Origin of the sequence: Malacoplasma penetrans HF-2, assembly GCF_000011225.1 — a bacterium.
In the GTDB taxonomy this organism is placed as follows: domain Bacteria; phylum Bacillota_I; class Bacilli_A; order Mycoplasmatales; family Mycoplasmoidaceae; genus Malacoplasma; species Malacoplasma penetrans.
Genome location: NC_004432.1, coordinates 116,802 through 143,151, shown reverse-complemented (window position 1 = coordinate 143,151; position 26,350 = coordinate 116,802). Strand labels below are relative to the sequence as shown.

Below are 26,350 nucleotides of genomic sequence, written 5' to 3'. Positions count from 1 at the left end.
GAGGGTTAAATTCTTTTTTATTATCTGAAGATTTTTTTGTTTCTTTTACTTCAGTTTTTTCAACACTAGCAGTTGTTGCTTTTTTAGCAGTAGAAGTTTTTGTAGTAGTTGTTTTTTTTGTTTCTTTTATTTCAGTTTTTTCAGCTGCTGCTTTTTTTGTAGTTGTAGTTTTACTAGCAGTTGCTTTTTTAGTTGTTTTCTTTTCCATTAATTAACAATTCTCCTTTAAATGTACTATTCTTTAAATTCATCTAATCAATCTAAACTAACAACTTGATCTGGATCTTCATCATCGTTTAAAGCAAAAGGATCATCTTTAAATGTTTCCTTTTCTTCATTCTTAGAAGTAATATTTGTACTTGATGTTTTTTGAGCAAAGTTAGATTCAAAATCATCCATTGCTTCACTTACAGACATGTTAGATTGTTGACTATAATTATTGTTTTTTGTGTTTGTTGGGTTGTAATTTTTATCAATTGAAGATGCAGCATTGTTACTATTTTTTGATGAAAGTGGTTTGATTGATTCAATAACAATTTCAATTACGTAAACTGTTTTACCTTCTTTTGAAACATAACTTCTTCTAATTAACTTTCCATCAATTGCAACTAAATCACCTTTATGTAAATATGAATTGATAAAATTAGCTGTTGATTGTCATGCTACACAAGGAAAAAAGTAAGTTTCATTTTTGTTTCAATTATCACTTGAAGCAATAGAAATTCTTGATTGTGTAATTCCATTTTGTGTAACAAATTGTTGTGGGTCTTGTGCTAACCTTCCTACTATAAAAACTTTATTCATATTAGTTAAATTCCTTTTCTGATTTTAAAGGACTATACATCAGTCAATTTAACTGGTGTATTATCTCTTTCTTTTCTAATTTTTTCTTGTTCAGCAAGAACTTGTTCTTTAATTCTTTTGTATCTTTCAGCTCTGAACTGAGATCTAACAATCTTTTTAGGATTAGTTTTTGCTTTGTAACCATAATCTTTTTCAAGATTGATAATAAGGTGTCTTAAAACTTCTTTTTTAAGTAATGTAACACGTCTAAATTCTTGAATAGAAGCTGGATCTTCATTGTAGAAATTAAATAAATAGTAATACCCTCTACTTTTTTTATTAATTGGGTATGCTAAATCTTTTAATCCCATTTTTTCTAATTTAAGGTCTGTTGATTTCTTTAAAATAGATTTTAAATCATTTGCAACAGCTGTAGCTTTAGATTCTTCAATAGATCCATCAACTACTAACATAATTTCGTATTTTGGCATTATTAATATATCTCCTCTTTATGGATATAGCCTAAACTCGGCAAAGAGTGCATTTTAAAAGTTTTAAAAATGCAATATTATTATATCAATTAATTACTTATTTTTTATATATTTAGAATCTACAAAAAAGCAGTTTTTATATTTTTTTTATAACTGCTTTTTTATTGATTAAAAAATTAAAAGATTATTCATTTACTTATTTGAAAAGAATAAAAAATAGAAGTTTATACCATTGAGAATAAACTTCTATTTGAACTACTATGCTATTGGTCTATAGCTTACAGTTGTAGCAAAAACAATTGAAGATAATATTATTACAAAGAATAAAAGAACAATTGAAGTTACTAGAATTGCTATATTTGAAACAACAAATGATTTACTTCTGTGAACATTGTTAATTCCTATAAACCAAGAAGAGAGTAAAAAGATATAAGGTAAAGGAATAATACAAATAATAATTCCTGAAAATATAACTGATGTTTTGAAAACTCCATTATATAAGTTGTATGCAGCTATTCATTTACTTGAACTTTCAACTGAAGCAAAGTGAGGTCCACATAATCCAATTACAGTACAAGCATAAGCTAGAACAAAAAATGTAACTGATAGTAGGATGATTCAAAATCTTTTAAAGTAATGTTCATCTCTTAATCTACTTTCAAAACCTAATAATTTGTTTTTACTAGATAATGATTTTTTAGCAACATTCTTTTCTTTTTTCTTTTCTTTAATGAAATCTTTTTTTGACTTCTCAAACTTTTCAAAGAATAAGTCATTACCAGGAGAAGTTGGTCTGGTCTGTTCATTTGAAAAATTATTTACTGTTGAGTTAGTTTCAAGATTGCTAGAACTACTTTGGTTTGGTTGATTGCTTTGGAATTCCTTTGAATTAAAAACGGATTCCTTTTTTTCATTATCAATCTTGTTATTCTTATTTCTTTTAAACATATTATTTACTTACCTTTAATCTGTTCTAATAATGAATTGATTTCATCTATTTTATCAATAGATTCATCATTTAAAAAAACAATTGCTGGAGCTTTTCTTAAATTAAGATTTTTAGCAAGAATGGTTCTAAAAAAACCAGAAGCACCATTAATCTTTTTTAAAATTTTATCAATAATTGTTTTATCATAACAACTTATATAAACTTTTGCAATGCTTTTGTCTTTTGATAAAGTAACATAATGAACTGTTGCTTGTTTAATTAGATCATCATAAACAAGAGTTGTAATTGCATGAGATATTAAATCTTTGATAATAGATTCATATCTTTCAATTTTCACATTACTCATGTGTTTCACCTACAATTTCATATATCTCTACTATATCACCTTCAACAAAATCATTAAAGTTCTCTAAAGTAAATCCACATTCTTTACCAGCTGCTGCACTAGCAATTGAATCTTTTCCATGTCTTAAAGAATTGATTTTTGCATTACTAATAATTTCTTTATCTTTTCTTTTGATTCTAGCAAAAGCATTTCTTTTGATTTCACCAGTTAAAACTCTACCACCTGCAATAACCCCAATTGAAGAGTGAGATCATAATTGTCTGATTTCAACTGAACCAATTTCTTTTTCCACAAAAACAGGATCTAAAATTCCTTTTAATAGTCTTTCAATCTCATCTTTAATTTGGTAAATAATATTGTAGTTTTTAATAGTTATTCCCATTGATATTGCATAATCTGAAACTTTTGAAGAAACTTTAGTATTAAAGATTACAACTAATGATTTTGAAGTTCTTGCTAAATCAATATCAGATTCATTAATGCTACCAATTGCAGCTCTTACTAAATTTAATTTAGCACCAGTAACTTCAATTGAAGATAAAAGGCCTTTAATAGCTTCTAAAGAACCATTATTATCAGTTTTTAAAATAACATTTAATTCTTTAATACCTTGGCTGTTTTCATTTAAATTAGTTCCAAAGTTAGAAAGTTTTCTTTGTTTAGTATTAAGTTGTCTTTTTTCACTTAATTCTTTTAATAATTTTTCATCATTAGTAACAATTCATTTATCACCAGATTTTGGAATACCATTTAAACCACTAATTCTTACAGGAGTAGAAGGCAATGCAGTTTTAATTTCTTTTCTATTGAAGTCTACCATTTTCTTTACTTTTCCATAGTATTCTCCAACTAATATATAGTCATTTACTGCTAGTGTTCCACTTTGAACTAATAAGTCAGCAACTGCACCTTCACCTTTATCCATACTAGCTTCAATAGTAATTCCATTAGCTAGTCTTTTAGGGTTTGCTTTTAATTCCATAATTTCAGCAGTTACTATAATTGCTTCTAATAATTCATCAATTCCTTGGTTATTTAAAGCAGAACCTTTAATAACCATGGTTTTTCCACCTCATTCTTCACAAAGAACATTTTTTTCAGCTAATTGTGAATAAATCTTTTCGATGTTTGCATCTTTTTTATCCATCTTGTTTATAAAAACAATAATTGGAGCTTTAGCAAATAAAGCATGGTCAATCGCTTCTTCAGTTTGAGGTTTTAATCCATCATCTGCTGCAACCACTAATACAACAATATCAGTAAGGTCTGCTCCAACTGCTCTCATTTTAGAGAATGCTTCATGACCAGGGGTGTCAAAAAATGTTATTAAGTGTTTTTTTCATTCAACTTGGTAAGCACCAATGGACTGAGTAATATTCCCGGCTTCTGTAGCTGCTACTTTTGATTTTCTAATAGTATCTAGTAAAGTAGTTTTACCATGATCTACATGGCCCATAATAGTAACAATAGGGGGTCTTTTGTCTAATAAATCTTCTCGATCTTCAAATTTTATATTATCTAGAAAGTTGTCTTCATTAATTTGAATTTCTTTTTTAAAGTCATATCCAAATTCCAAACACAATTCTCCCATTTGTCTTTCATCTAATAAAGTGTTTAGATTGCAATTAATTCCTTTTAAGAAAAGATACTTAATTATTTCAGCACTATGTTTATTGATCTTTTTTGAAAATTCATCAATGGTTAAATTATTTGTGAAGACAAAAACACCATTTTTAATTCCAGTTTCAACTTTTTTAAACTGAGATTTAATATCAATGTTAGTCCTGTTATCTACTATTTTTTTATTTTTATTTTTACTTTTAGTTTTTACATTTTTAGCCATAAAAACCTCCATGGAATAATATTATTTTGCTAAATTAACCATTTAAAAATTGAGAAATTTTTTGTTTATCTACTTCTTCTAAATTAAGTTTTAGTCTTGCATTAATAAGATTATAAAACTTATTAATGTTTATTTTTTTAACTTCATCTTTTAAAAAATAAACTGATCTACCTTTGATGTTTAAATCATTAATAAATATGTTTGTTTTAACTTTTGTTATTTTAACAAGTTTGTTGATTTCATATTTCTGTTTGGATAAACAACAGATCCGATATATTTTCTTTTTTTCTAAAGTTTTTTTATTCATCTTCTAGTTCCAGATTATCAAGTTCAGAAGTATCTATTTCACTATCTACTGAAATGTCATCTGTATTATCCATTAACTCATCAAATACACTCACCTTTTCTTTTTTAGGTTTAGGCGCTTTGTTGTAGTTTTTAGATTTGCTAGATTTATTTTCTTTTTTAGCTCTTAATAATCAAGGATCATCTCCTCCAATATCATCAATGTCAGAAGAATCTTTTCTAACAAGTGATACAGGTTCATAATCTTGGTCATCATCATCTGAACTTACTACTGCTGGTTTTTCTTTTTTTGATTTAGTTTCAGAAGCAGGTTTTTCTTCTTTATATTTAAAAGTAATTTGGTCATTTACTACTTCTTCAGTTACTGGAGTTGAATCTTGTGAATCATTTTTTTCTTTTGATGATTCATAAAATACTACTTCTTCATCATCTTCAATTTGCTTTTTATTTTTTCTTGAAGAACTATTGGTATTAGTATTTAATAATTGTTCTACATCATCATCTGTAATGCTATCCAATTCTGCTTTGTATTGATCAATATCAAAGTCAGTTTCAATTGAATCATCTGAAGAGAAACCACTATAGAAATTAGGTTTGCTACCAGGTTTGTTGCTTGTAGATTTTTTATTATTAGCATTGTTTAATCTATAACCACCAAATTGACTTCTTGGTTGTCTAGTTTTAGAAGAAACTAATTGTGAAACATCTTCAAATTCAATTTTGTCTTCAATTGCTAATTTTTCAGAAATAATATCAATACTTCAACCAGTTAATTTAGAAAGTAATCTAACATTAATTCCATTTTTACCAATTAACTTAATTAAACTTTCTTCAGGACATACAATAGTTACTATTTTTGACCCTGGAATATCTTCATCATCTGTAATTTCAACACCCACAATTTTTTCAGGATGACAAGCATTTACTAAGAATTGCTTAGGATCTTCATCATATAAAATTACATCAATTCTTTCATTGTTTAATGTGCTAGAAATCTTTTTAATTCTTTCTCCTTTTGGTCCAACAGCTGTTCCAACAGCATCAACACCAGGAACTCTAGAAAGAATTGCAACTTTAGTTTTATATCCTACAATTCTAGATATTCTTTTAATTTCAATAATTCCATCTGAAATTTCAGAAATTTCAGTTTTCAATAAGTATCTTAATAAACCTTCATCTGCTCTTGATAAGATGATTGGTCAACCTTTAGTTTGTTGAGATTTAACTTCTTTAATTAAAAACAAATAACTTTGACCAGGTTGTAGTTCTTCACCAGGGATTTGTTCAGATCTTAAAACAACCCCTTTAGTAGAACCTAAGTTTACTTCAACTAATCTATTATCAACCTTTTCAACTTCTGCTCTAATAATATTTCCTACTTTATCTTTTCATTCTTCATAAACTTTAGAGTTAGAAATATCATTTAAGTTATGAGTTAAGATTTGTGCAAAGTGAGATGTAATTCTTCTTTCAAATTTATCAATATTAACTTCAGTGCTTACAGTGTCACCCAATTTATATGATTTTTTTAATTCTTGAGCTTCACTAATATTGATTTCTTTGTCATCATCAATTTCATCTTCTGATTTATCAACAACAACTCTTTTTTCAAAAAGTTTGATTGACTCTTTGTTTAAATCAACAACTACTTCAATGTCCAAATCTGGATTCTCTTTTAAATAAGATTTTTCCAAAGCAGTTTTTAAAATATTTACTATATTTTCTTTTGATGTATCTTTTTCTTTAGCTATTTTATCTAGATTTTCTAAAAAAGATTTAATTTTCATTTTTGCTCCATATAAAAAAGAAATTGAGCAAGGTTTTTAAACCTCACTCAATTTGTGAATCTAAAAATATTATATGATATTAATTTAAAATTGGAAATAAATTAATAAATTTTATTGTCAGAATGCAGCTTCTCAGAATCAAGACATTGTAGTTCCAGCTTCCATATTAAATGATGAGTAACTATCAGAAACACTGCCTATCATTTTGTTAGTTTGAGTATCATAGAACATAAATGGTAAAAACATTTGGAATCTCATTGCAAACACATCTAATTTAATATTTACATTTGTTTTACCAACAAGATATTTTACAACTATGTTAATTGGAAGAGAGAAATTGAATAACACATCAGAATGACTTGTAATTGCAAAGTTAGTACCTTTAATGTATTCATCATTTTGAGTTGTTGAATAATTGCTTGCAGCAATATAATCAGTTAATGCTTTTGGTACAGTAGGAGTTAAACTCTTTAAAACTTCTGAGTAGTTATCAGTATTACTTCACTTAATGTCATATCTTTCATCTCTTGATTTATACAATTCACTTTCTTTGTAAGTTTTAACTTTGTCATAAACTTGTTTATCAGTTAATTTTGTATTTTTTGAAGCAATTGTAAAACCAGTTATATATAAATTTGGATCATAAGTTTCTGTAGTTGCTACTGTGTCATCTGAGTATTGAACATTAGCTCTAAATGAAAAAGTATAGTCTCTTGTAATAATATTTTTTAATATACCTCTTCAGAAGTCTGAGTAGTAATAATCACCTCATGCAATAATTGGAGCAATTTGATATCAGTCACTTCCTCTTTTGTAATCATTAGTAATTGAAGAAACTAGTGTTTGATCTTTAAATGCAACTGTTGTTGTATAGTTGAATTTAAATCCTAATTTATAATCAGTACCTGAACGAATTCCATCTACATAAACACTAGAGTTATTAGCCGTATATGTAGTTTGAGTCATACTAGCATAAGTTCCACCAACTGAAATGCTATTAGGAATAAATCCTGTAACACCTTGATATAATCAATCTTTATTTACAGCTCAACCAATTCCTGATAAATCATAGAAACTATTAATTAAGTCTCAAACTTTATTTCCATCAAATAAATTCTTAATTGGTTTTAAATTTAAAGTAACTTTTTTATTAATGTTGAAAGAAATTCTATATTCAAAATCAATTGTTTGTTTTGATTTATCAACACTTGGAACTTTAGTAAATCAAGTTGTGAATGTTAAATTCTTATAACCAGTTCTAAAGTCTTCATAATTTGCTTTTCTTTCAAAAATACCATTTGTGAAATCATAAATACTGTGAAGGATGTTTTGAATGTTTGTAACATTAATCAAATCATTGTTAGTAAACATAATATCCAAAATATTTGTAACTGCTGAAAGGTTAAACATTTTACCAAGGGATTCAATAAAGTTTTTCTTAGTAGTTTTGTTTTCAAAAATTACATTAAACACTTTTGTTAATTGTTTGTTGGGACCAACAGTTGTAAATTGTTTAATTAAATTTGATAGCCCAGTAACAACTGAACTTTCAGCACTTGAACCCATTGCTAAATTTAAAATGGTATCAATATTATCTACCACGATGTTATAGATACTTTTTGGTTCTGTTCCATTTCCACCTAAGAAGTCATTAATAATAATATCAATAATTGAATTATCAACATTTAAATACATTAATAACCCTTTGATATCATTTAATTTATCAGTTGAAATTCCTGGTTTAATTTCATTAATTAAAGGAATTAGAATTTCTGATAAATCTCATAAATTATCTTCTAAATATATATAAACATCATCTTTGTTTTCTGAAAACACTTTTAATAAACTTTCATCAGTTGCAAAACCTTTACTAAGGATTGGTTCTAAAAATGAAGGTAATATATCTAATTGAACTGCCATTTTAGTAACATATGGCACAACTTTAGCAAGCAATGATTTAACATCTGGATTTGATCTAATTGAATCTAAAATTTTAATTCCATAATCAATGAAATCTAAATCATTTGAGTATTGTTGTAAATAGTAATCTTGGATTTTAGTTTTTGCTTGAGCAACATCAAGGTCCAAGATTTTTTGCTGATTAGCTTTATAAAACTCTACATAGTTTTGTTTATTTACTAAATCTGTAAAAACATATTGGAAGGCATAAGAGTATGAAGATGAAGGACTAAATTCTGTATCAAATGCTTTTTCATTATTCATTTGCACAGAAACATTTGGCAATTTTCAACCTAAATAATATGTGTTAGATGAAAAATTAATATCAGGAGTAAGAGCTTGGTTTTCTGCTTTAATTGTTAATGTATGTTTTCCTTCAGACAATTTATAGCTATTGTTGCCTATTTGAAAAATAGCCAGTTTAAATGCTTCAATTGAAATTTCTATTTCAAAAGAGATTGTTGATTTACCTAATTGGAAATTAGAAGATGAATTGTTGTTTTTAATATTAACACTAGTAAAATCTACATTTTTACCATTTGCAGTTCAAATATCATTTACATATAAGTAAAGATCTTTTTGTAAAGCATCTCAGTTTGCTTGGTAATTAGAGAAATCACCATTTGTTTCAAACTCAGAATAACTTTGTCTCATTTTTTGGTTATTAGAATTTTTTAAGTTATTAGCTTCTGCATCTTTGAATTCTAAAACTATTCCTCTAATTTCACTAAGGACAGCTGCAGACATTGTACCAACTCTTTCAACTTCTTCTTCCTGTTTTTCTTCAACTACATCATCATTAAGGTTTCCCCCATTTGTTCCCGGAACACTTGGTCCAGTATTACTTGAAGGTGGTAAAACATTTTCATCTTTTGGTACATCAACTTGATCAGATTGCTCATTAGATCAGATTTGATCTTTATAAGAAATTAAAATTCCAGCTGTTGTTGCAATCCCAATACCAGTCACCCCAACAGAAGAAACAGTAATAACTTTTTTTCTAAAATTTGATTTGTAAAAAGCCATATTGTCTTAAAATCTAATTAAATAAGCAAATTATATTAAATTAGATTGTTTACTCCTTTGTCTTAATGCTAAAGACTTGTATACATAAAATGTATGCTATCCTTTAGTATAAATAAAATAACATATATAAAAAAAGATATCTATAATTGATAAAAATTTTTCAATAATAGCAAAAAACACCCAATTGCATATTTTGGGTGTTTTTTAATTATTAGCTTATATTTGATTAAGATCTTAACATGTATTCAAATTCATCTTTTAATGCTTTTAGAATTTGATCACAAATTTCTTTAGTTTCACCATAGATTTCATAATAAATTTTAAACTTTGGTTCAGTTCCAGATAATCTAAACTTAACTCACATGTCATTTTCTAAATATCATTCTAGTGCTTGTGCAGGTTCATTTCATCTAATACCTTTAATTTCAAGACCAAGGATATCTTTGTTTTTGACATTTGCAAATTTATCCATTTTTTCTTGCATTTCTTCTTTTCAGTTTAGAGATTCAATTTTATAAGAAACAGTTTCTCCAGTTCATGCACCAAATTCTTCAAAGATTTCATCCAAGTAGTCTACTAATGTTTTTTCTTGATCATATAACATTGTATAAACTTCTAATGCTAATGCAGCTGCTTGGAATCCATCTTTATCTCTACCAATATCAGAGTTTAAAGATCCAATTGCTTCTTCAAAACCAACAACAAAATCCATTTTATCAATGTGTTTGTTCATTTCATTTCCAACTCATTTAAATCCAGTTGGAGTTCTAAATACTTTTGCATTATATTTTTCAGCAATTCTATCAATATAATTAGTTGATACAAATGTAGAAACTACAAAAGGAGTTTTATCAAATTTTTTATTAGTTAACACATAATGAGTAAAGATAATTCCCATTTGGTTACCAGTTAAATAATGTCATTTATTTTTATGTCTTACAACTACTGCTAATCTATCAGAATCAGGGTCTACACCTAACATAATATTTGCACGGTATTTTTCAGCATATTTTAAAGACAAATCAAAAGAAGCTTTGTCTTCTGGGTTAAAGTTTGCAGAATATGTAAAGTTAGGATCTGGAACACATTGTTGAGCAGCTAAGATAATATTTTCATATCCAATTGATTTTAATAAGTAAGGTAAATCATATGAAGCTGTCCCATGGTGTGTAGTTAAAATTACAGGGAAGTTTTTTTGTCTATAAATATTAGTATTAATTAAACATCTATAACTTGCTTCAAAATATGATTCTGTAATAGTGTCATCAAAATATGAAATTAGATCCATATTTGGTGTATATACATTATCAATAATAGTTTGACATTCTGGCATTGATGAAACAATTTCATTTGCTTCACTATCCAAGATTTGTCCACCAGTATGGTTATAAACTTTAAAACCTAAATAGTTTTTAGGATTGTGACTTGCTGTTGCAATAATTGCAGCATCAACACCAGTTTCTCTAACACTATAAGAGATAATAGGAGTAGCTTTAATTTGGTTTTCTTTATATAAAAAGACTTTAATTCCAAAACTTGTTAATGTTTTAGCAATTACCATTGCATAGTAATCTGCATTCATTCTGTTATCATGTGCAACAATTACTGTTGGATTACTTTTTTTATTCAATAATCATCTTGCAACACCTTCACTCATTTGTTGATAAGTAAAGACATTAATTTGGTTGGTTCCAGGGCCCATTGTTGCTCTAATTCCTGCAGTTCCAAAACTCAATTTTGAATAAGAGAAATATTTATCAATTTCTTCTTCATTCATCTTTAAAATTAATTCTTTATATTTGTTACTAATTCTATTTGATTCTAATCATGCTTTTGAAAGAGGGTTTACATTAGCATGCATTGAACTAGGGTTTTTTTCTTGAAATATTTTCATAAATTATCCTTGCTTTACACTTAAATCTAAATCTTTTTTTGTGAATCTTCCTTTTAAAATTTCACCTATTGTATATTTTATATATTTTCCTTCCCAATTAAATATATAAATAGAGCAATCATCTGACTCCATAAATTCACTCATAAATTGTCTACACATTCCACATGGTGTGGCAAATGTATTAGAGTCTGTTAATAAATATATATCTGTGATGTTTTTATGACCATTACTAACTGCAGTTGAGATTGCATTTCTTTCACCACATAATGTTACTGGATATGATGAATTTTCAACATTAACTCCATAATAAAATGAGTCATCTGCTTTACAAATTGAAGCAACTCTAAATTTAGAGTATGGTACATAAGCATTTTCAATTACTTCTTTTAATTTGATAAAAATGGTATTTAAATTTATTTCTGACATTTTGTCTCCTATCTGCTAACACCTAAAATTGTTTTATTTAATTTCATCTTTTCTTTATTGATTTTAATGTTGTTAGTAAGTTTTTGAACTACATTATCTTCAATTGGAGAAGAAGAATAAATTGTAACTATTACATCACCTTTTTTAACTTGTTCTCCAGTATATTTGTTTAAATATAAACCTGCTTCAAAATCTAATGTATCAGTTTTTGCTTTTCTTCCGGCTTTTAAATCTACTAAAATTAATCCTAATTCTTTGTTAGATTTAAATTCTAAATAACCATTAGATTCAGCATATATTTCTTTTTTGTGTAGAGGGTTATAAAAATCTGTTAATTTATCAATTGAATCCAATTCACCTTTTTGAAACTTGTTTCATCTAATGAAAGAGTCAATTGCCTTTTTACTATTAATAGCATCTTCTATCATTGATATAGCTTCTTTACTATTTTTAGCAATTTTTAAATCTACTAAAACATCTTTTGCAAATTCAAAAATTAATTCTTTTAAATATTCACATTCATAAATTCCATTTAGAAAGTTTACAGCTTCTTTAACTTCAATCAAATTACCTAAACATCTTCCAAGAGGTTTATTCATATCTGTATAGTGAACAACAACATTCTTTTTAAACTTCTTACCTAGTTTAATACATAATGCTCCAAACTCTTTTGCATCTTTTAAATTAGCAAAAAAAGCACCATCTCCAACCTTAACATCCAAATAAATATTTTCAGTATTTAAGGCTAATTTTTTAGACATAATAGAAGAAGCAATTAAAGACAAGTTATCAACTGTTCCTGAAGTATCTCTTAAAGCATATAAAATTTTATCAGCTGGAACAATTTCATTAGTTTGTTGTAAAACAAAAAAATGATTCTCTTTTAAAATTTGAAAAACTTCTTGTTCACTTAAATCTGTATTCATATTAATTGAATCCAACTTATCAATTGTTCCACCAGTATAACCTAAACCTCTTCCTGAGATTTTTGCAATATTTACATTTAAAGAACTTAGTAGTGGCAACAATATTAAACTAACTTTGTCCCCCACTCCACCAGTTGAATGTTTATCAATTAAATTTTTAATATTACTTGGTCATTCAAAAGTTTTTCCACTATTGATAATTGCTTTAGTAAGATAATAAGTTTCATTAAAGTCTAACTTATTAAAATAAATAGCCATCATAAAAGCAGTAGTTTGATAGTCTTTGATTTCTTGATTAATTAGTGCATCTATAAAATAATTAAATTCAGCTTCAGTTATTTTTTTATTTTTTTTCTTTTTTTCAATTAAATCTAAAATGTTCATACTAGTTTATTTTTTCAACAACTTTTAATGCTAAATTAATCATATTAACAAACTTAGTTTGTCTATCTTCTGCGCTCATTGATTCATGAGTAACTAATGAATCTGAACAAGTTAATAATGTAGCTGCTTTTTTATTTAATTTAATAGCATTTGCAAATAATGAAAAAGATTCCATTTCAACAACTTGTGATTTAGTATCACTTGCAATTTGTTCTACACTTCTATTTGCGCCATAGAAGATATCAGAACTGTGAACTACAACATCTGTTAATTTAATATTGTTTTCAATTGCAGTTTTTCTAATCACATCATTTAGTTCATCACTACCTTCTAACGTTGAATCTTTGGCTTCAATTCCAATATATTTAGCATATGTTGATTCACTATATGCTTTTTTAGTTAATACTAAGTCCCCTACATTAATATCTTTTGTATAAGAACCAGCACTTCCAACTCTGATAATTACATCAACATCATAAAATGCAAATAATTCATAACTGTAAATTCCAATTGATGCCATTCCCATACCATGACCCATTACAGTAACTTCTTTGTTATTGTAATATCCAGTATATCCAAGCATCCCTCTAACATCATTAATAAGTTTTGGATTTTCTAAAAAATTTTCAGCAATTCATTTTGCTCTTAATGGATCACCAGGCATTAAAACGACCTTAGCAATTTCACCTTTTTTTGCTCTATTGTGAGGTGTCATATAAAACTCCTTATTGTATTCATACATAAGAATTTTAATGTTGAAAGAAGATAAAAAAATAAAAAAGTAGTTTTTTTAAAAAATAAAAAACAAATTAGATTTACTAACTTTCTTATTAAATCAAAAAGTTAATACATTTAATTTGTTTTATGGGAATAAAAAACAATCAGATTACTTGTTTATGTTTAGATTGCATCACATCTACTAGTAAACTGATTGTAATTCTTAAGCCTCTACCAAGTACATGCACATACTGGCAGGTGAAGCATGCTAACCACAAGATTCAACTGTTTCGACAATAGTTGAATGGCTTTGTTGCTATATTCTACTTCATTTGATCAAACGGGGCTTCACCACTTTCCAATCAACCGTGTCGAGATAGTCTCTCTTCCAGTAACTAGACCCATATATATAGTAGCATACAAAGTTGTTATGTAAACAAAAAGTTTAAAAAATTTTTATTTTTTTAAATTTACTTTTTTATTCATGACTTTATAGATATTAATTAACTTATAAATAAGAGTAAAAAATACTTTCTGAAACAGAAAGTATTTAAACAGAATGACTTTTATTAATAATTATTTCTTATTAGCTTTTGCAGCTGGTTTTTTAGCACTTGCAGGTTTAGAAGTTTTTTCAACAGCCTTAGCTGGTCTTCTTTCTTTAATTCTAGCTGATTTACCAGAACGTTCTCTTAAGTAAGTTAAGTAAGCACGTCTTACTTTACCAAGTCTGATAACTTCAATTTTTTCAATTTGTGGTGAATGTAATTGGAAAATTCTTTCAACACCAATACCAGAACTTTCTTTTCTTACAATAATAGTTTCAGATAATCCTGAACCTCTTCTTCTAATAACAACACCTTCAAATTTTTGAATTCTACTTTTATTGTTTTCAATAATTTTGTTATGAACAATAATAGTATCTCCTGATCTAAATTCAGGGATGTCTTTTCTAATTTGTTTGCTTTGAACATATTTTAAAATTTGTTCATTAGTCATTTTTTGAGCACTCATCTTGATCCTCCTTTAATTTTCTTTTAGGTATTTAATAAATAAATCTTTTCTATTTATTTTTGTTTTATTGATTTGTCATTCTTTTCTAACTTTATTTATCTCTTTATGATTACCACTTAATAAAACTTCAGGAACTTTATAACCATTAAAATTATAAGGTTTTGTGTAGTTTGGATAATCTAATAAATTATTATCAAATGATTCAGATTCTAAACTGTTAACTGAAATTACATTTGGGATTAATCTAATTACTGAATCTAAGATTGCCATTGCAGCAATTTCTCCTCCAGTTAATATGTAATCTCCAATTGAAATTTCATAATCAACATAATTAATAATTCTTTCATCAAACCCTTCATAATGACCACATATTAATATTAAGTGTTCAAATGTCTTGAATTGATTTGCAATTTGTTGATTGTAGGTTTTTCCAGATGGTGTTAATAAAACCACTTTTGAGTTGGATGTTTTAACATGATTAATTGCATCCACAATTGGTTGCAATGTTAATACCATTCCAGCCCCACCACCATATGGTGTGTCATCAACTTTGTTGTGACTATCTTTTGAGAAATTTCTAAAGTTAACAATTTCTATATCTACTAAATTATTTGCTATTGCTTTTTTAATAATAGAAGTATTTTTAAATTCATTAAAAAAGTTTTCAAATAGAGATAAAACAGTTATTTTCATATGTAAAACTATTTTTTAGATACAGTTTTCTTTTGAGAAGCTGATTTTGAAGCACTTGGTTTAGATGCAGGTTTAGAAGCTGCAGCTTTTTTAGCTTCGGGTTTTTTAACTTCTTTTTTTACTTTATTTGCATTGTGTTCTTTTTTACTTTGAACTTTTGAATCCATAAATTTCTTTCAAACACCTTGTTCTCTTAATAAGTTTTTAACAGTGTCTGAAGGTTGTGCACCTTTTTTTAATCAAGAAAGAGCGATTTCTTCATTAATGTTTACCACTCCTTCAAAAGGTTCATAAGTTCCAACTTTTTCAATATATGCACCATCTCTTCTAGCACGAGAGTCAATTACAACAATTCTGAAAAAAGGTAATTTATGTCTTCCAAGTCTTGTTAATCTAATTTTTACCATGCAAGTCTCCTTATAAAAATATAACTTTACAATTATACATAATTTTTTATATGTTTGTTAAGTATTTTTACTTAACATACTTAAAATTTTTTAAATACTAAAGCTTTAACCAAAAAGTAAAATAGAATTTATTAGTGTATTAAAAAGAATTAATAAAACTAAGGAATTAATAGATTATGAAAATAATGGGAAAGTTTGAAAAAATTAGTTTAAATGAATTTAATAAATCTTTTGAAAACAAAGACATTGAATTATACAACTCAATTCAATTGCCTAAAAGAGCAACAAAACATAGTGCTGGTTATGATTTTTTTGCTCCATATGATTTAGTTATCAAACCAAAACAAACAGTTAAGATACCAACAGGAATAAGGGTAAGAATGAATGAAGATTCAGTATTACTAATACTACCAAGAAGTAGTTTAGGTTTTAAATACAGACTGCAATTAGATAACACAGTTGGGGTAATAGATTCAGATTATTATTATTCAGATAATGAAGGACACATCTTTATTAAGCTAACAAATGATACTAATGAAAATAAAGAGTTAGTAATCAAAAAAGGTGATGGATTTGCCCAGGCTATTTTTTTAAGTTACGGAATAACAGAAGATGATCAAGCATCTGAAATTAGAAATGGTGGATTTGGTAGTACTAATAAAAAATAAGAAAAAAGTTAGAAATCAATATGACTTCTAACTTTTTTTAATCAATAAGATAAGAATGATTACATCATTCCACCCATACCCATGTTAGGCATAGCAGGAACTGAATCTTCTTTATCATCTTTTACATCATATATAACAGCTTCAGTAGTTAATAACATACTAGAAACTGATACTGCATTTTGCAAAGCAATTCTTGTAACTTTAACTGGATCAATAATTCCTGTTTGGAACATATCTACATATTTACCAGTTGCAGCATTAAATCCTAAGTGAGGATTTGTTGCTTTTAAAATTTCATTAATTACAACACCTTTATCAAATCCAGCATTTGAAACAATTTGAGAAATTGGAGACATAATTGCAGACATTACAATTTGATATCCTATTTTTTCATCACCAATTAAATTTAAAGTATTAACATTGATTCTTTTTGAAACATGAACAAGAGCTGCTCCACCACCAATTACAATACCTTCTTCAATTGCAGCTTTAGTTGCAGATAAAGCATCATCTACTCTATCTTTCTTTTCTTTTAATTCAACTTCACTAACTGCTCCAACTTTTATAACTGCAACACCTTTATTTAATTTAGCAAGTCTATTTCTTAAACTATCTTTGTCATAGTCACTATCAGTCATTTCAATAGCAGTTTTAATTTTAGAAATTCTTTCTTTAATTTGAGATTCTAAACCTTTACCTTTAACAATAGTTGAATTATCTTTATCAATAACAACACTTTCAGCTTGTCCTAAGTCTTGTAAAGTTACTTTATCAAAAGAGATTCCTAAATCATCAGTTACAAAAGAACCACCAGTAAGAATAGCAATATCTTCTAATACTTGTTTTCTTTTATCACCAAATTCTGGCGCTTTAACTGCAACAACATTAAATACACCTCTCATTTTATTTACTACTAATGTCGTTAATGCTTCTCCATCAACATCATCAGCAATAATTAATAAAGGTCTTCCTGTTTTCATAATTTCTTCAAGAATTGGAAGAATATCTTTAATAGAAGAAACTTTTTTGTCAGTAATTAAAATGTAAGGATTTTCTAATTTTGCAATCATCTTATTAGTATCAGTTACAAAATAAGGAGAAATATATCCTCTATCAAATTGCATTCCTTCAACTACTGTTAATTCATCATTAATACCTTTTGCTTCTTCAACAGTAATTACTCCATCACTTCCTACTTTTTCCATTGCATTAGCAATTAGTTCACCAATTTTTTTATCAGAGTTTGCCGAAATTGTAGCAACTTGGATGATTTCATCTTTTCTTGCAATTTTTTTACTAGATTTATTTAGTTCATTAACAATTGCATTTACAGTTTTATCCATCCCTCTTTTAATCTCAATTGGGTTAGCTCCTGAAATTACATTTCTTAAACCTTCTTTAAAAACTCCATAAGCTAAAACTGTAGCAGTTGTTGTTCCATCCCCTGCTTCATCTGCAGTTTTAGAAGCAACATCTTTTACAAGTTGAGCTCCCATGTTTTCAATTGGGTTAGTTAAATCTACTTCTTTAGCAACTGAAACACCATCTTTTGTAATTACTGGTGCACCATAAGATTTTTGGATTAATACATTTCTTCCTCTTGGTCCCATCGTTACTTTAACAGCATCAAACAATTGTTGAACACCATTAAATAATTTATTTCTTGCTGAATCTGAAAATTTAATTTCTTTTGCCATAATTAGTCTCCATTACTTAATATAAAAAATTATTTGTATAAAACACCTAGAATATCATCTAGTTCTACAACTAGATACTCTTGGTTATCCACTTTTATTTGGTTAGCTTTATATTCTTTAAAATATACAGTTGCTCCAACAGTTAAATTAGAATTATTGATTTCAGAACTGATTGATTTAATAATTCCATAACTTGGTTTTTGAGCATCATTTGAATTTGGTAAAACAATTCCTGTTTTAGTAGTTGTTTCAACTTCACTTCTTTTTAAAAGAACTCTTTTTCCTAAAGGTCTAAATTCCATATTTCCTTCCTTAAACTTATAAATTTTAAAAAATTATCACTTAACTATTATAACTGCTAATTTATTAATTTTTATCTTTTTTAAAATTTTTATTTTATATAATAAATGCTTTCAATCAACAATTCATAAAATTAGAAAATATAAACATATATATGTAAAATATATTGTTGAAATCAAAAACCTAAAGTTTTACTATTAATAAAAATAAAAAGGCGAATATATGAGGAATGAATTTACAAAAAATATAGCTGTAAAAACTAAATCATTTTTTGAGAATTTTAACCACTTTATTAAATATGAAATGTTTAGTAAAGAATATTTTCAATTTATCTTTAGTTTGAACTTCAAAAAGAAATCTATATACATTAATATATTTGTTTATATATTAATGATTGTAGCTTGTGCTATTATTGCACCATTAATTATTGGTTTCCAACCAATATTACTTTTAAGTTATCCAGTACTATCTTTAATTTTAGTTTTAATAATTGCAATTATTTCTTCTTACATTACTGTAGAGATATTTAGAACCCCAGTAGATGATGGAACAGAACTAATGACACTTAGTAAGCCACTCCATAGAAGTCAAATCTTTTTTTGTAAGTGTTTAGTATTAACAATTATTGGTACAACAATTGCATTAACTGGAGCAATCTTTTCTTCAATTGGATTAACAATTCCATCAATTGATAAAGTAGATCAATTAAAAGTAATAGGTGGAATCTTTATTGCAACTATTATCTGTTTTGCAGTATTTGGATCAATCACAGTTTTCTTTTCTTTATTTGCTAATAAAATTATTTCTTTATTATCTACAACTGGTTTAGTATTTGTAATTATTGTTACTTCAATTTTAGGATCACTAACAATAGATACCAAAACTAACTTTGATACTGGAACAAACTTTTCAGAAAATACTAATCAAATTGGTTATTTAAATGTTACTGAACAAGGAAAACCAAGTGCAGTACAAGGTTATACACCAAATAGTAATTCTAGTAGAACTGCAGAAGAATCATACCAAGTAGAATTTGATACTAAAGTATTTCCAAAGTTTGCATTATTTGATTTTGGTCAGCAATTATCTTCTATGTTTACATTGAATATGGCTCCAAAAGATACATTTGCAAAAATGAAAATTATGGATACTATGAAGTCTCCATTTAAATTGAGCTTTAGTCCAATCCAAGATTTCAGTAATTTTACAGGTACTAGTTTAAAACTAGTTTATCCAATGGAACCAAGTAGTCAAAGTTCGCAAACACAAGAAGAGAATTTCTTATTTGTGCCAACATATGATACAGGTATATCTTCAACTAATGCTTCAAATTTATTTGGTACATATGTGCAATACACATTGTATGATTACAACAATGTAAAACTAGTTGATGGAAATACAGAATACTTAGATTTTGAAAATTTAATAAACCAAAGATTTGAATATCGTTGAGATAATGTACAGTGAACACAAAATAATAGCAATGGTTCAACACAAGAAACTGATGCTACAAAAATCATTCTAAATTATGCAGATGACTTCTTTAAGTTAACTAATGGAGTTGCAGAAGATGTAGTTCAAAATTATTTTGATTTATATAACTTAACAAACTACACACAAAGAGTTAAAGCTATTAATAAATTAAATCAAATTATCTATACAGGTATTTATAGAAATTTTGTAAGAGGATCAAATAGCACTATTAATGTTCAAATAATTATTGATAGATTTATGGCTGCTTTTGAAGAACTTCAAAAAGATCCTAATAATACTTCTTTATTAGAGGAATTAGCTAGAAATTATATTCAACAATTTGTTTTATTAAGATTAATGTATTTTAATTTCCAAAGTGGTATTTCTAACTTGAGATCTTATATTAATTCATTAGAATCAAACAATCAAAATAATGGTGGTGGATCTGGTTCTGGAAATAGTAACGGAAATGGAACAGATTCAGGAAATACTGAAAATGATACTGATACATACAATAAAGGTATACAAGCATTCTTTACAGGAGCATTCAGTGGTGGAAGCATATCATTTAAAATAAAAGATCCATCAAACAACTCAAGTAACAGTTATTTTAATTATTCTTTTAGACCAACATATAGAATTGCGCCATCTTCAAGATTTGCAAACTTTCAAGAAGCAAAACTTGTTAGTTTATACAACCCTTATGGACTTTTCATTTCATGAATTGGTTTTAGTGCAGTGATAACTTTAATTTCTCTAGTAATATATAGAAAGAAGGACTTTAAATAATATGAAATTCCCATTCACAAAAAAAGATAATAACTTTATTTCATCTCTTAAAAGTAAACAACTTGAAAAAAAAGAGAAAGAATACCAAATGGAAATGAATGCTGCACATGAATATTTTGAAAGATTCATTAGGGTAAATCAGGAAGATATTGATTTAACAAAACCATTACTAGAGGTTGTTAATTTAAGAAAACAATATTATGGAAAAAAACACCCTACTATTGATAACTTAAACTTTAAAGTTTATCCAGGCGAATTCCATGCATTTGTTGGTGCAAATGGAGCAGGAAAAACTACCACTATTAAATCAATCATTGGTTCATATAGAAATTTTGATGGTTCAATTTATATTTCTGGAATTGATAACAAAAATCTAGAATCAAGAACTAAGATGGGGTATATTCCAGAAAATACATTCTTTCCTTCAAGAATTTCATCTTTTGATTATTTATATTACACAGCCAAACTAAACAAAATTAAATCTAAAGAAGCAAAGTTATTTGCTGAAAGTATTTTAAAGAAATTTAGAATGTGGGATTTAAGAAATCAATCACCAAATAACTTCTCAAGTGGTCAAAAAAAGAAAATACTATTAGCACAAGCTTTATCTAATAATCCTGATATTTTAATCATGGATGAACCAACTGCAAACTTAGATCCAAAAGCCAGAATTGACTTCTTTGATATATTGGGAGAGTTACAAAAACTTCATAAATCTATTTTTATTTCTAGCCATATTCTTTCTGAACTTGATTTATATTCAAATGCTGTAACAATTTTAGATAATGGAAAAATTGTTTATACACAAAAAAGAAATAAAAATGAAAATGGAGAAATGTGCTACAGAATTAAACTTGTTGAAGACTTTGAGGGTGATAAAGTTGGTAAATATGAAGTTAATTCAAATAATGAAATTATTTATGAATTCAAAGATAAAAATGAATTAGCAGAATTAATAGATAAATTAATATCTAAAGAAATATTAGTTAAATTTGAAAAATACTATTTATCAATTGAAGACCTTTATAAAAAATATGTAATTTATGGTTCAGTAGATACAAAAGAAACTGGTAACTTAGACAAAGAAAGAAAAAATCCTCAAACTTTCTTTTAATATTAAAAGTTTTAAAACCACTCATCTAAAAATATTAGTGAGTGGTTTTTTATTTCTTAAATATTTTTATATAAATTGAAAATGTTCTAGATTATTTGCACATGAATTCTTCTAATACAATTTATTACTTATTTATAATTGATAATTTTTAACCACATATACCAACAAGGCTAGCATCATTAATTAGACAAGAATTAAAATCAAATTAGATTAGGATTTATAGAACAAATAACAGTAGATAAATTGTCTAAAAGCCTAAGAGTTTGGGGCAAGCATGATTAAAAAAATAATTTTTTGGTTTAATAGTTTTATGTTCTGACTTGTAAATATAGATAATAAATTATATTTAGAAAATGAAAGTCTTCATTCTCAAAAAAGAAATGCTTTCTATTATTTTAGTAAAGAACTAGAAAACCCTAAAATTTTTAAAAAATTCAATAAAAGATTAAAAAGCACAAATAGACTTGCTTGAACTTATATAATTTTGTACAGTTTAGCAACAGCCTTAATGTTTGTTTGTGTAACTATCTTTTATACATTAGCAATAAAAATTCAAATTTTTTCAAAAATTCCAAACTGAGAATTATCAATGTATGAAGCAAATTTAGGGATAACAGTATTATTTTTAATTGCTGATGACATCATAGTGTTTTATATACTTATTAATGCAATTTTAATGATAGCTTTAACAATAAAAGTAAGTTTATTAAAAAAATATTGTCGTCTGTACTGTAAATGTTTTTGATTAGCTTTAACTGGAATATTCTTTTCACCATTTTCAATTGCAAGTTCTGTTAAATTGGTAAAGTTAATTAAAAAAGATTTAATAAAATTACAAAACTATAAAATAGAAATTGAAAATAAAAATCAATAAATCAATCAACAACAATAAAAAAGATTGTCTTAAATTAACTGATATGTAAGACAATCTTTTTGTTTGTTTAATCCAATATTTAATTAATTATATTTTTTAGTAAATTCTAAAATTTCTTCTACTTTATCTAGTTGTTCTCATCCTGGATTTAATTCAGTTCTACCAAAATGACCATAAGTTGAAAAAGGACTGTAAATTGGAGATCTCATATTAAATTTCTCAATAAATGATTTTATTGAAAAATCAAAAGTATTAACAATGATTTCATATATTTGTTCATCACTGTATTTTGATGTCCCAAAAGTATCTACTGCAAAAGCAATTGGTTTAGAAGCACCTATTGCAAAACTTAATTGAACTTCACACTTCTTAGCAAGTTTAGCTGCTACTATGTTTTTAGCAATATATCTAGCAAAGTAAGCTCCACTTCTATCTACTTTTGTACAATCTTTCCCACTGAAAGCTCCACCACCATGTTTAGCTAAAGAACCATAAGTGTCTACCATTAATTTTCTACCAGTTAATCCAGTATCCCCAATTGGTCCACCAATTGTAAACTTTCCACTATTATTAATGATTCTTTTGAAGTCAGAGTTTAGATTGTATTTTTTGACTACAAAATCTATTATTGCATTACAAAAAGATTCAATACTTTCTTTAGTGGCATTTTGAGAGTGTTGTACACTCATAATAATTTGATCAATTTTAGGATTTTGTGAATCAGCATAATCAATTGTTACTTGTGATTTCATATCATGTTTAATAAAGTCTATTTTAGTGTTTCAAATTACTTGTTCAGCACACTTTACTAAATCATGTGCAATATTAATAGGTAATGGCATAAAGTTTTCACATTCATCAGTTGCATACCCATATACCACCCCTTGATCACCTGCACCTATTTGATTATCTTTTTCAACTGCATTAAAGATTTCATTAGACTGAGAATTAACATTAGAAATGATAGTAAAATCACTTTCATCATACCCTAAAGGAATTAATACATTTCAAGCCATCTTTACTACATCAACATATCCAGCAGTAGTGATTTCTCCACCAATTACTATTAATCTATTAGCAGCAAAAACTTCACAAGCCACTTTAGAATTTGGGTCTTGTTTTAAACACTCATCTAAAACAGCGTCTGAAATTTGATCACAAATTTTATCAGGGTGACCTTTACCAACAGATTCACTTGTCATTATTTTTCTCAATTCCATATAAAACTCCAATTACAAAACTATTAAATATTTTATACAATTTTTCATATTTTCTACCAGATATAAAAATAAATATTTTGTTAGTTTTTTATATTTAAACCACAACTGTAAAAAGTTACCATTTGGATATTATAAGTTGATTGGATATAATTAACTTAAGTTATTATTTTTAGAAATAAGTATTATTAGTATGTCAGAAAATAGAAATTGAGTTAATAAATGAGATAAAAATGAATTAGAAAGAGCTCTTGATAATTCAAAATCAACAATAAAATTATTTGAAAAATCTATTGAAAATTCAAAAGAAAGAAACAAATATTCTTGATCAAAAATAAGTGCTTGAAAATCTGAATTAGTTGTATGTAAGAATTTATTTCAAGAAGTAAATGGAATTACTTATGAAGAAGCAACTGAATATATCAATAATTCATGAAATCCTGAAAATGATTTCAATTTAGAAGAATATAACAAAATAAAAAATATTGAAGATAAAATCAATGGTGAAAAATTTTATATTTACCAAAGAGAAAAACAAATTTATAAAAATTCAAAAATCATTGACGAAATTAACCAAAGAATTAATGAATTAAACAACAAAGAGAGATAATCTCTTTTTTTATTGACTAAATATAAGGAAATTAATATGAGTACATCTGCAAGTTTTAATAAAATTAAACAAATCCTTTCTAACATTAAAAATCAAATTGATAGTTTTCAAGACAAAGTAAATAACTTATCATCAGATAATGCCGTTATCCATGATTTCAAATTTAGATATAACAAGTACAGAAGATATAATTCTGTGGTTTCTGATTTTGATGACAATAACTTAACTAGAGAAGAAAAAATTAATTTATTTAACCAAAAAAGAACTGAAAGAATAGAAGATATCAAAAAACAAATTAATTTTGTAGACTATATTTTTTCTGAAGAAAGCAACAATGAAACACAAGCTTCTAAAATAAAAACTATTAAAGGTGTTTTAAGCAACAAAGAATATGATTTAAATGAATCTGATATTAACTCAATTTGTGATGCAATCATAAGTAATGATGAAGGTAAAAAAGAACAATTATTAGAAGAGCTAACACACAAAGAAGTAAGTGATAGCACTACACAAGACAGTTTATCTGATCTTATTTTGACTCAAGATTTTTTAAGCAAATTAAAAAAAGAAGGTAAAGAAATCTCTACTAACTTTGAAATTAAGAGTAAAGAAAATGTTGATAATGAATGTTCTTGATTAGATGATGGAAACTTGGAATTACAAAGTAACCAAATAAATAAAAATAATGGTAGTATAGATAAAGAAGATTTTATCAGTCTATTAAACAAAAAATAATATGAATTTAGAAAACCAAGAAATTCAAACAGCAAATCAAATAAATAATTTAGATGAATCTAAAAATGGTATAAATCACAAATCTTTTCATAGTCATAATAAATGAAGAGATGAAAAAGGTAGAAGTACTTCTTACTCAATTAGATCAATGGTAATAACAGCAATTTTATTAGCTTTATACATTGTCTTTTGTTATGTAGGAAATACTTTTTTTCATCTTACATTTTTAGCAAATTTTTTAAATTTAGATTTCTCATTAGTTTTTTTAATTATCTTGGTATTTATTTGCAAATGACAATGATGATTGTTTGCAGCAATAGTTGGAGGATTGGCTAACTTCTTATGAGCTGGAGTTGGTGGATATGTAGGAGTAATTTTTAATATTGTTCTTAACTTAACAACTTTATCTTTTACTTTTTTAATGAAATGAATTTTTATAGAAAAATATCTTTCTAGCAATAAATTAAATAAACCAACAGATACTGTTAATGATTCTTTAAACCACAAAAAGAAAAGATTTAAAAAAATACATGGAATAGAACTTAGAATATTAACAATATGTGTAGTTACATTTATTTACTCAATTATTTTAAATTGTGTTCTTAATGGTATTCTTTTTACTCCATTATATATGCAACTATACCATATGACTGAATCAGCTTGATTTATAGAAACAGCAAAAGAATATAATGCAAATCCAAATGCATTATTACTATTTATTCCAGATTACTGAACAGGAATTTTTACTTTATATTCAGCTTTTAATGCCATTAAATTTGGATTAGTATTATCACTATCTTTTGTTTTACTTGTTTTGAGATATAAAACTAACATAGTAGACAGCTATTTCTTGTCATAATTTGACTTTTTATTACATTATTCAAAAATAATTTTCATAATTCAAAAAATAAACTTACAATCT

23 protein-coding genes and 2 pseudogenes are annotated in these 26,350 nt (G+C 26.3%); 7 read left to right on the top strand and 18 right to left on the bottom strand.

Annotated elements, in window-relative coordinates; translation table 4 throughout:
* Window positions 1–234 precede the first annotated feature (234 nt).
* From MYPE_RS00580 to rpsP, 15 genes and pseudogenes are all read right to left on the bottom strand, one after another.
* Entirely contained in the window at window positions 235–804 is a 570-nt protein-coding gene (locus MYPE_RS00580) for a single-stranded DNA-binding protein (protein WP_011076943.1), read from the bottom strand.
* 32 nt (window positions 805–836) lie between these two features.
* The gene (rpsF, locus tag MYPE_RS00575) at window positions 837–1,274 is read right to left on the bottom strand and encodes a 30S ribosomal protein S6 (RefSeq protein WP_011076942.1); all 438 of its coding nucleotides are present in this window, start codon (window positions 1,272–1,274) and stop codon (window positions 837–839) included.
* Window positions 1,275–1,532: 258 nt separating this feature from the next.
* Window positions 1,533–2,222: a hypothetical protein gene (locus MYPE_RS00570; protein ID WP_011076941.1), complete on the bottom strand. Its 690-nt coding sequence runs from the start codon at window positions 2,220–2,222 to the stop codon at window positions 1,533–1,535.
* 5 nt (window positions 2,223–2,227) lie between these two features.
* Entirely contained in the window at window positions 2,228–2,569 is a 342-nt protein-coding gene (rbfA, locus tag MYPE_RS00565; RefSeq protein ID WP_044891190.1) for a 30S ribosome-binding factor RbfA, read from the bottom strand.
* On the bottom strand, window positions 2,562–4,412 hold the full coding sequence (infB, locus tag MYPE_RS00560; protein WP_044891189.1) for a translation initiation factor IF-2: 1,851 nt from the start codon (window positions 4,410–4,412) through the stop codon (window positions 2,562–2,564). The genes rbfA and infB overlap by 8 nt, the downstream gene beginning before the upstream one ends.
* 34 nt (window positions 4,413–4,446) lie before the next feature.
* Complete coding sequence (locus tag MYPE_RS00555; protein ID WP_011076938.1) at window positions 4,447–4,719, bottom strand: hypothetical protein; 273 nt, start codon at window positions 4,717–4,719, stop codon at window positions 4,447–4,449.
* On the bottom strand, window positions 4,712–6,505 hold the full coding sequence (gene nusA, locus MYPE_RS00550; RefSeq protein WP_011076937.1) for a transcription termination factor NusA: 1,794 nt from the start codon (window positions 6,503–6,505) through the stop codon (window positions 4,712–4,714). Before nusA ends, MYPE_RS00555 begins: the two co-directional genes overlap by 8 nt.
* Before the next feature lie 111 nt (window positions 6,506–6,616).
* Window positions 6,617–9,490 (bottom strand): P116 family lipid acquisition surface protein, encoded by a 2,874-nt coding sequence (locus MYPE_RS00545; protein ID WP_011076936.1) that lies wholly within the window; start codon window positions 9,488–9,490, stop codon window positions 6,617–6,619.
* A 226-nt stretch (window positions 9,491–9,716) separates the two neighbouring features.
* Window positions 9,717–11,384: a phospho-sugar mutase gene (locus tag MYPE_RS00540; RefSeq protein WP_011076935.1), complete on the bottom strand. Its 1,668-nt coding sequence runs from the start codon at window positions 11,382–11,384 to the stop codon at window positions 9,717–9,719.
* A 3-nt stretch (window positions 11,385–11,387) separates the two neighbouring features.
* The gene (gene cdd, locus MYPE_RS00535) at window positions 11,388–11,810 is read right to left on the bottom strand and encodes a cytidine deaminase (RefSeq protein ID WP_011076934.1); all 423 of its coding nucleotides are present in this window, start codon (window positions 11,808–11,810) and stop codon (window positions 11,388–11,390) included.
* An 8-nt stretch (window positions 11,811–11,818) separates the two neighbouring features.
* Entirely contained in the window at window positions 11,819–13,120 is a 1,302-nt protein-coding gene (locus MYPE_RS00530) for a thymidine phosphorylase (protein ID WP_011076933.1), read from the bottom strand.
* A gap of 1 nt (window position 13,121) precedes the next feature.
* Window positions 13,122–13,835 (bottom strand): purine-nucleoside phosphorylase, encoded by a 714-nt coding sequence (gene deoD / locus MYPE_RS00525; protein ID WP_044891188.1) that lies wholly within the window; start codon window positions 13,833–13,835, stop codon window positions 13,122–13,124.
* A gap of 578 nt (window positions 13,836–14,413) precedes the next feature.
* Entirely contained in the window at window positions 14,414–14,851 is a 438-nt protein-coding gene (gene rplS, locus MYPE_RS00520; protein ID WP_011076930.1) for a 50S ribosomal protein L19, read from the bottom strand.
* A 12-nt stretch (window positions 14,852–14,863) separates the two neighbouring features.
* The gene (trmD, locus tag MYPE_RS00515; protein ID WP_011076929.1) at window positions 14,864–15,544 is read right to left on the bottom strand and encodes a tRNA (guanosine(37)-N1)-methyltransferase TrmD; all 681 of its coding nucleotides are present in this window, start codon (window positions 15,542–15,544) and stop codon (window positions 14,864–14,866) included.
* A 155-nt stretch (window positions 15,545–15,699) separates the two neighbouring features.
* Window positions 15,700–15,951: pseudogene (gene rpsP / locus MYPE_RS05950) on the bottom strand (30S ribosomal protein S16); the annotation flags it as partial.
* A gap of 176 nt (window positions 15,952–16,127) precedes the next feature.
* On the opposite strand from rpsP, the gene MYPE_RS00505 reads away from it, so the two are divergent.
* Window positions 16,128–16,619 carry a deoxyuridine 5'-triphosphate nucleotidohydrolase gene (locus tag MYPE_RS00505; protein ID WP_011076927.1) on the top strand — a complete coding sequence of 164 codons (492 nt, stop codon included), beginning with the start codon at window positions 16,128–16,130 and terminating at the stop codon, window positions 16,617–16,619.
* 59 nt (window positions 16,620–16,678) lie between these two features.
* Here the strand turns inward: MYPE_RS00505 and groL are convergent, their stop codons facing one another.
* Window positions 16,679–18,316 carry a chaperonin GroEL gene (groL, locus tag MYPE_RS00500; protein ID WP_011076926.1) on the bottom strand — a complete coding sequence of 546 codons (1,638 nt, stop codon included), beginning with the start codon at window positions 18,314–18,316 and terminating at the stop codon, window positions 16,679–16,681.
* Window positions 18,317–18,345: 29 nt separating this feature from the next.
* On the bottom strand, window positions 18,346–18,618 hold the full coding sequence (locus MYPE_RS00495) for a GroES family chaperonin (RefSeq protein WP_011076925.1): 273 nt from the start codon (window positions 18,616–18,618) through the stop codon (window positions 18,346–18,348).
* Window positions 18,619–18,838: 220 nt separating this feature from the next.
* On the opposite strand from MYPE_RS00495, the gene MYPE_RS00490 reads away from it, so the two are divergent.
* From MYPE_RS00490 to MYPE_RS00480, 3 genes and pseudogenes are all read left to right on the top strand, one after another.
* Entirely contained in the window at window positions 18,839–20,878 is a 2,040-nt protein-coding gene (locus MYPE_RS00490; protein WP_011076924.1) for an ABC transporter permease, read from the top strand.
* A 154-nt stretch (window positions 20,879–21,032) separates the two neighbouring features.
* Window positions 21,033–21,692, top strand: a pseudogene (locus MYPE_RS05945) (ABC transporter ATP-binding protein); the annotation flags it as partial.
* A gap of 574 nt (window positions 21,693–22,266) precedes the next feature.
* Complete coding sequence (locus MYPE_RS00480) at window positions 22,267–22,866, top strand: hypothetical protein (RefSeq protein ID WP_011076922.1); 600 nt, start codon at window positions 22,267–22,269, stop codon at window positions 22,864–22,866.
* Window positions 22,867–22,949: 83 nt separating this feature from the next.
* On the opposite strand, the gene metK is transcribed toward MYPE_RS00480, so the two are convergent.
* The gene (gene metK / locus MYPE_RS00475) at window positions 22,950–24,086 is read right to left on the bottom strand and encodes a methionine adenosyltransferase (RefSeq protein WP_011076921.1); all 1,137 of its coding nucleotides are present in this window, start codon (window positions 24,084–24,086) and stop codon (window positions 22,950–22,952) included.
* A 190-nt stretch (window positions 24,087–24,276) separates the two neighbouring features.
* On the opposite strand from metK, the gene MYPE_RS00470 reads away from it, so the two are divergent.
* The 3 genes from MYPE_RS00470 to MYPE_RS00460 are packed head-to-tail and all read left to right on the top strand — an operon-like array spanning window position 24,277 to window position 26,287.
* Window positions 24,277–24,693, top strand: a complete 417-nt coding sequence (locus MYPE_RS00470; protein WP_011076920.1) for a hypothetical protein — start codon at window positions 24,277–24,279, stop codon at window positions 24,691–24,693.
* Window positions 24,694–24,729: 36 nt separating this feature from the next.
* Window positions 24,730–25,428 carry a hypothetical protein gene (locus tag MYPE_RS00465; RefSeq protein ID WP_044891187.1) on the top strand — a complete coding sequence of 233 codons (699 nt, stop codon included), beginning with the start codon at window positions 24,730–24,732 and terminating at the stop codon, window positions 25,426–25,428.
* A gap of 1 nt (window position 25,429) precedes the next feature.
* On the top strand, window positions 25,430–26,287 hold the full coding sequence (locus MYPE_RS00460; RefSeq protein ID WP_011076918.1) for an MPN527 family putative ECF transporter permease subunit: 858 nt from the start codon (window positions 25,430–25,432) through the stop codon (window positions 26,285–26,287).
* Window positions 26,288–26,350 lie beyond the last annotated feature (63 nt).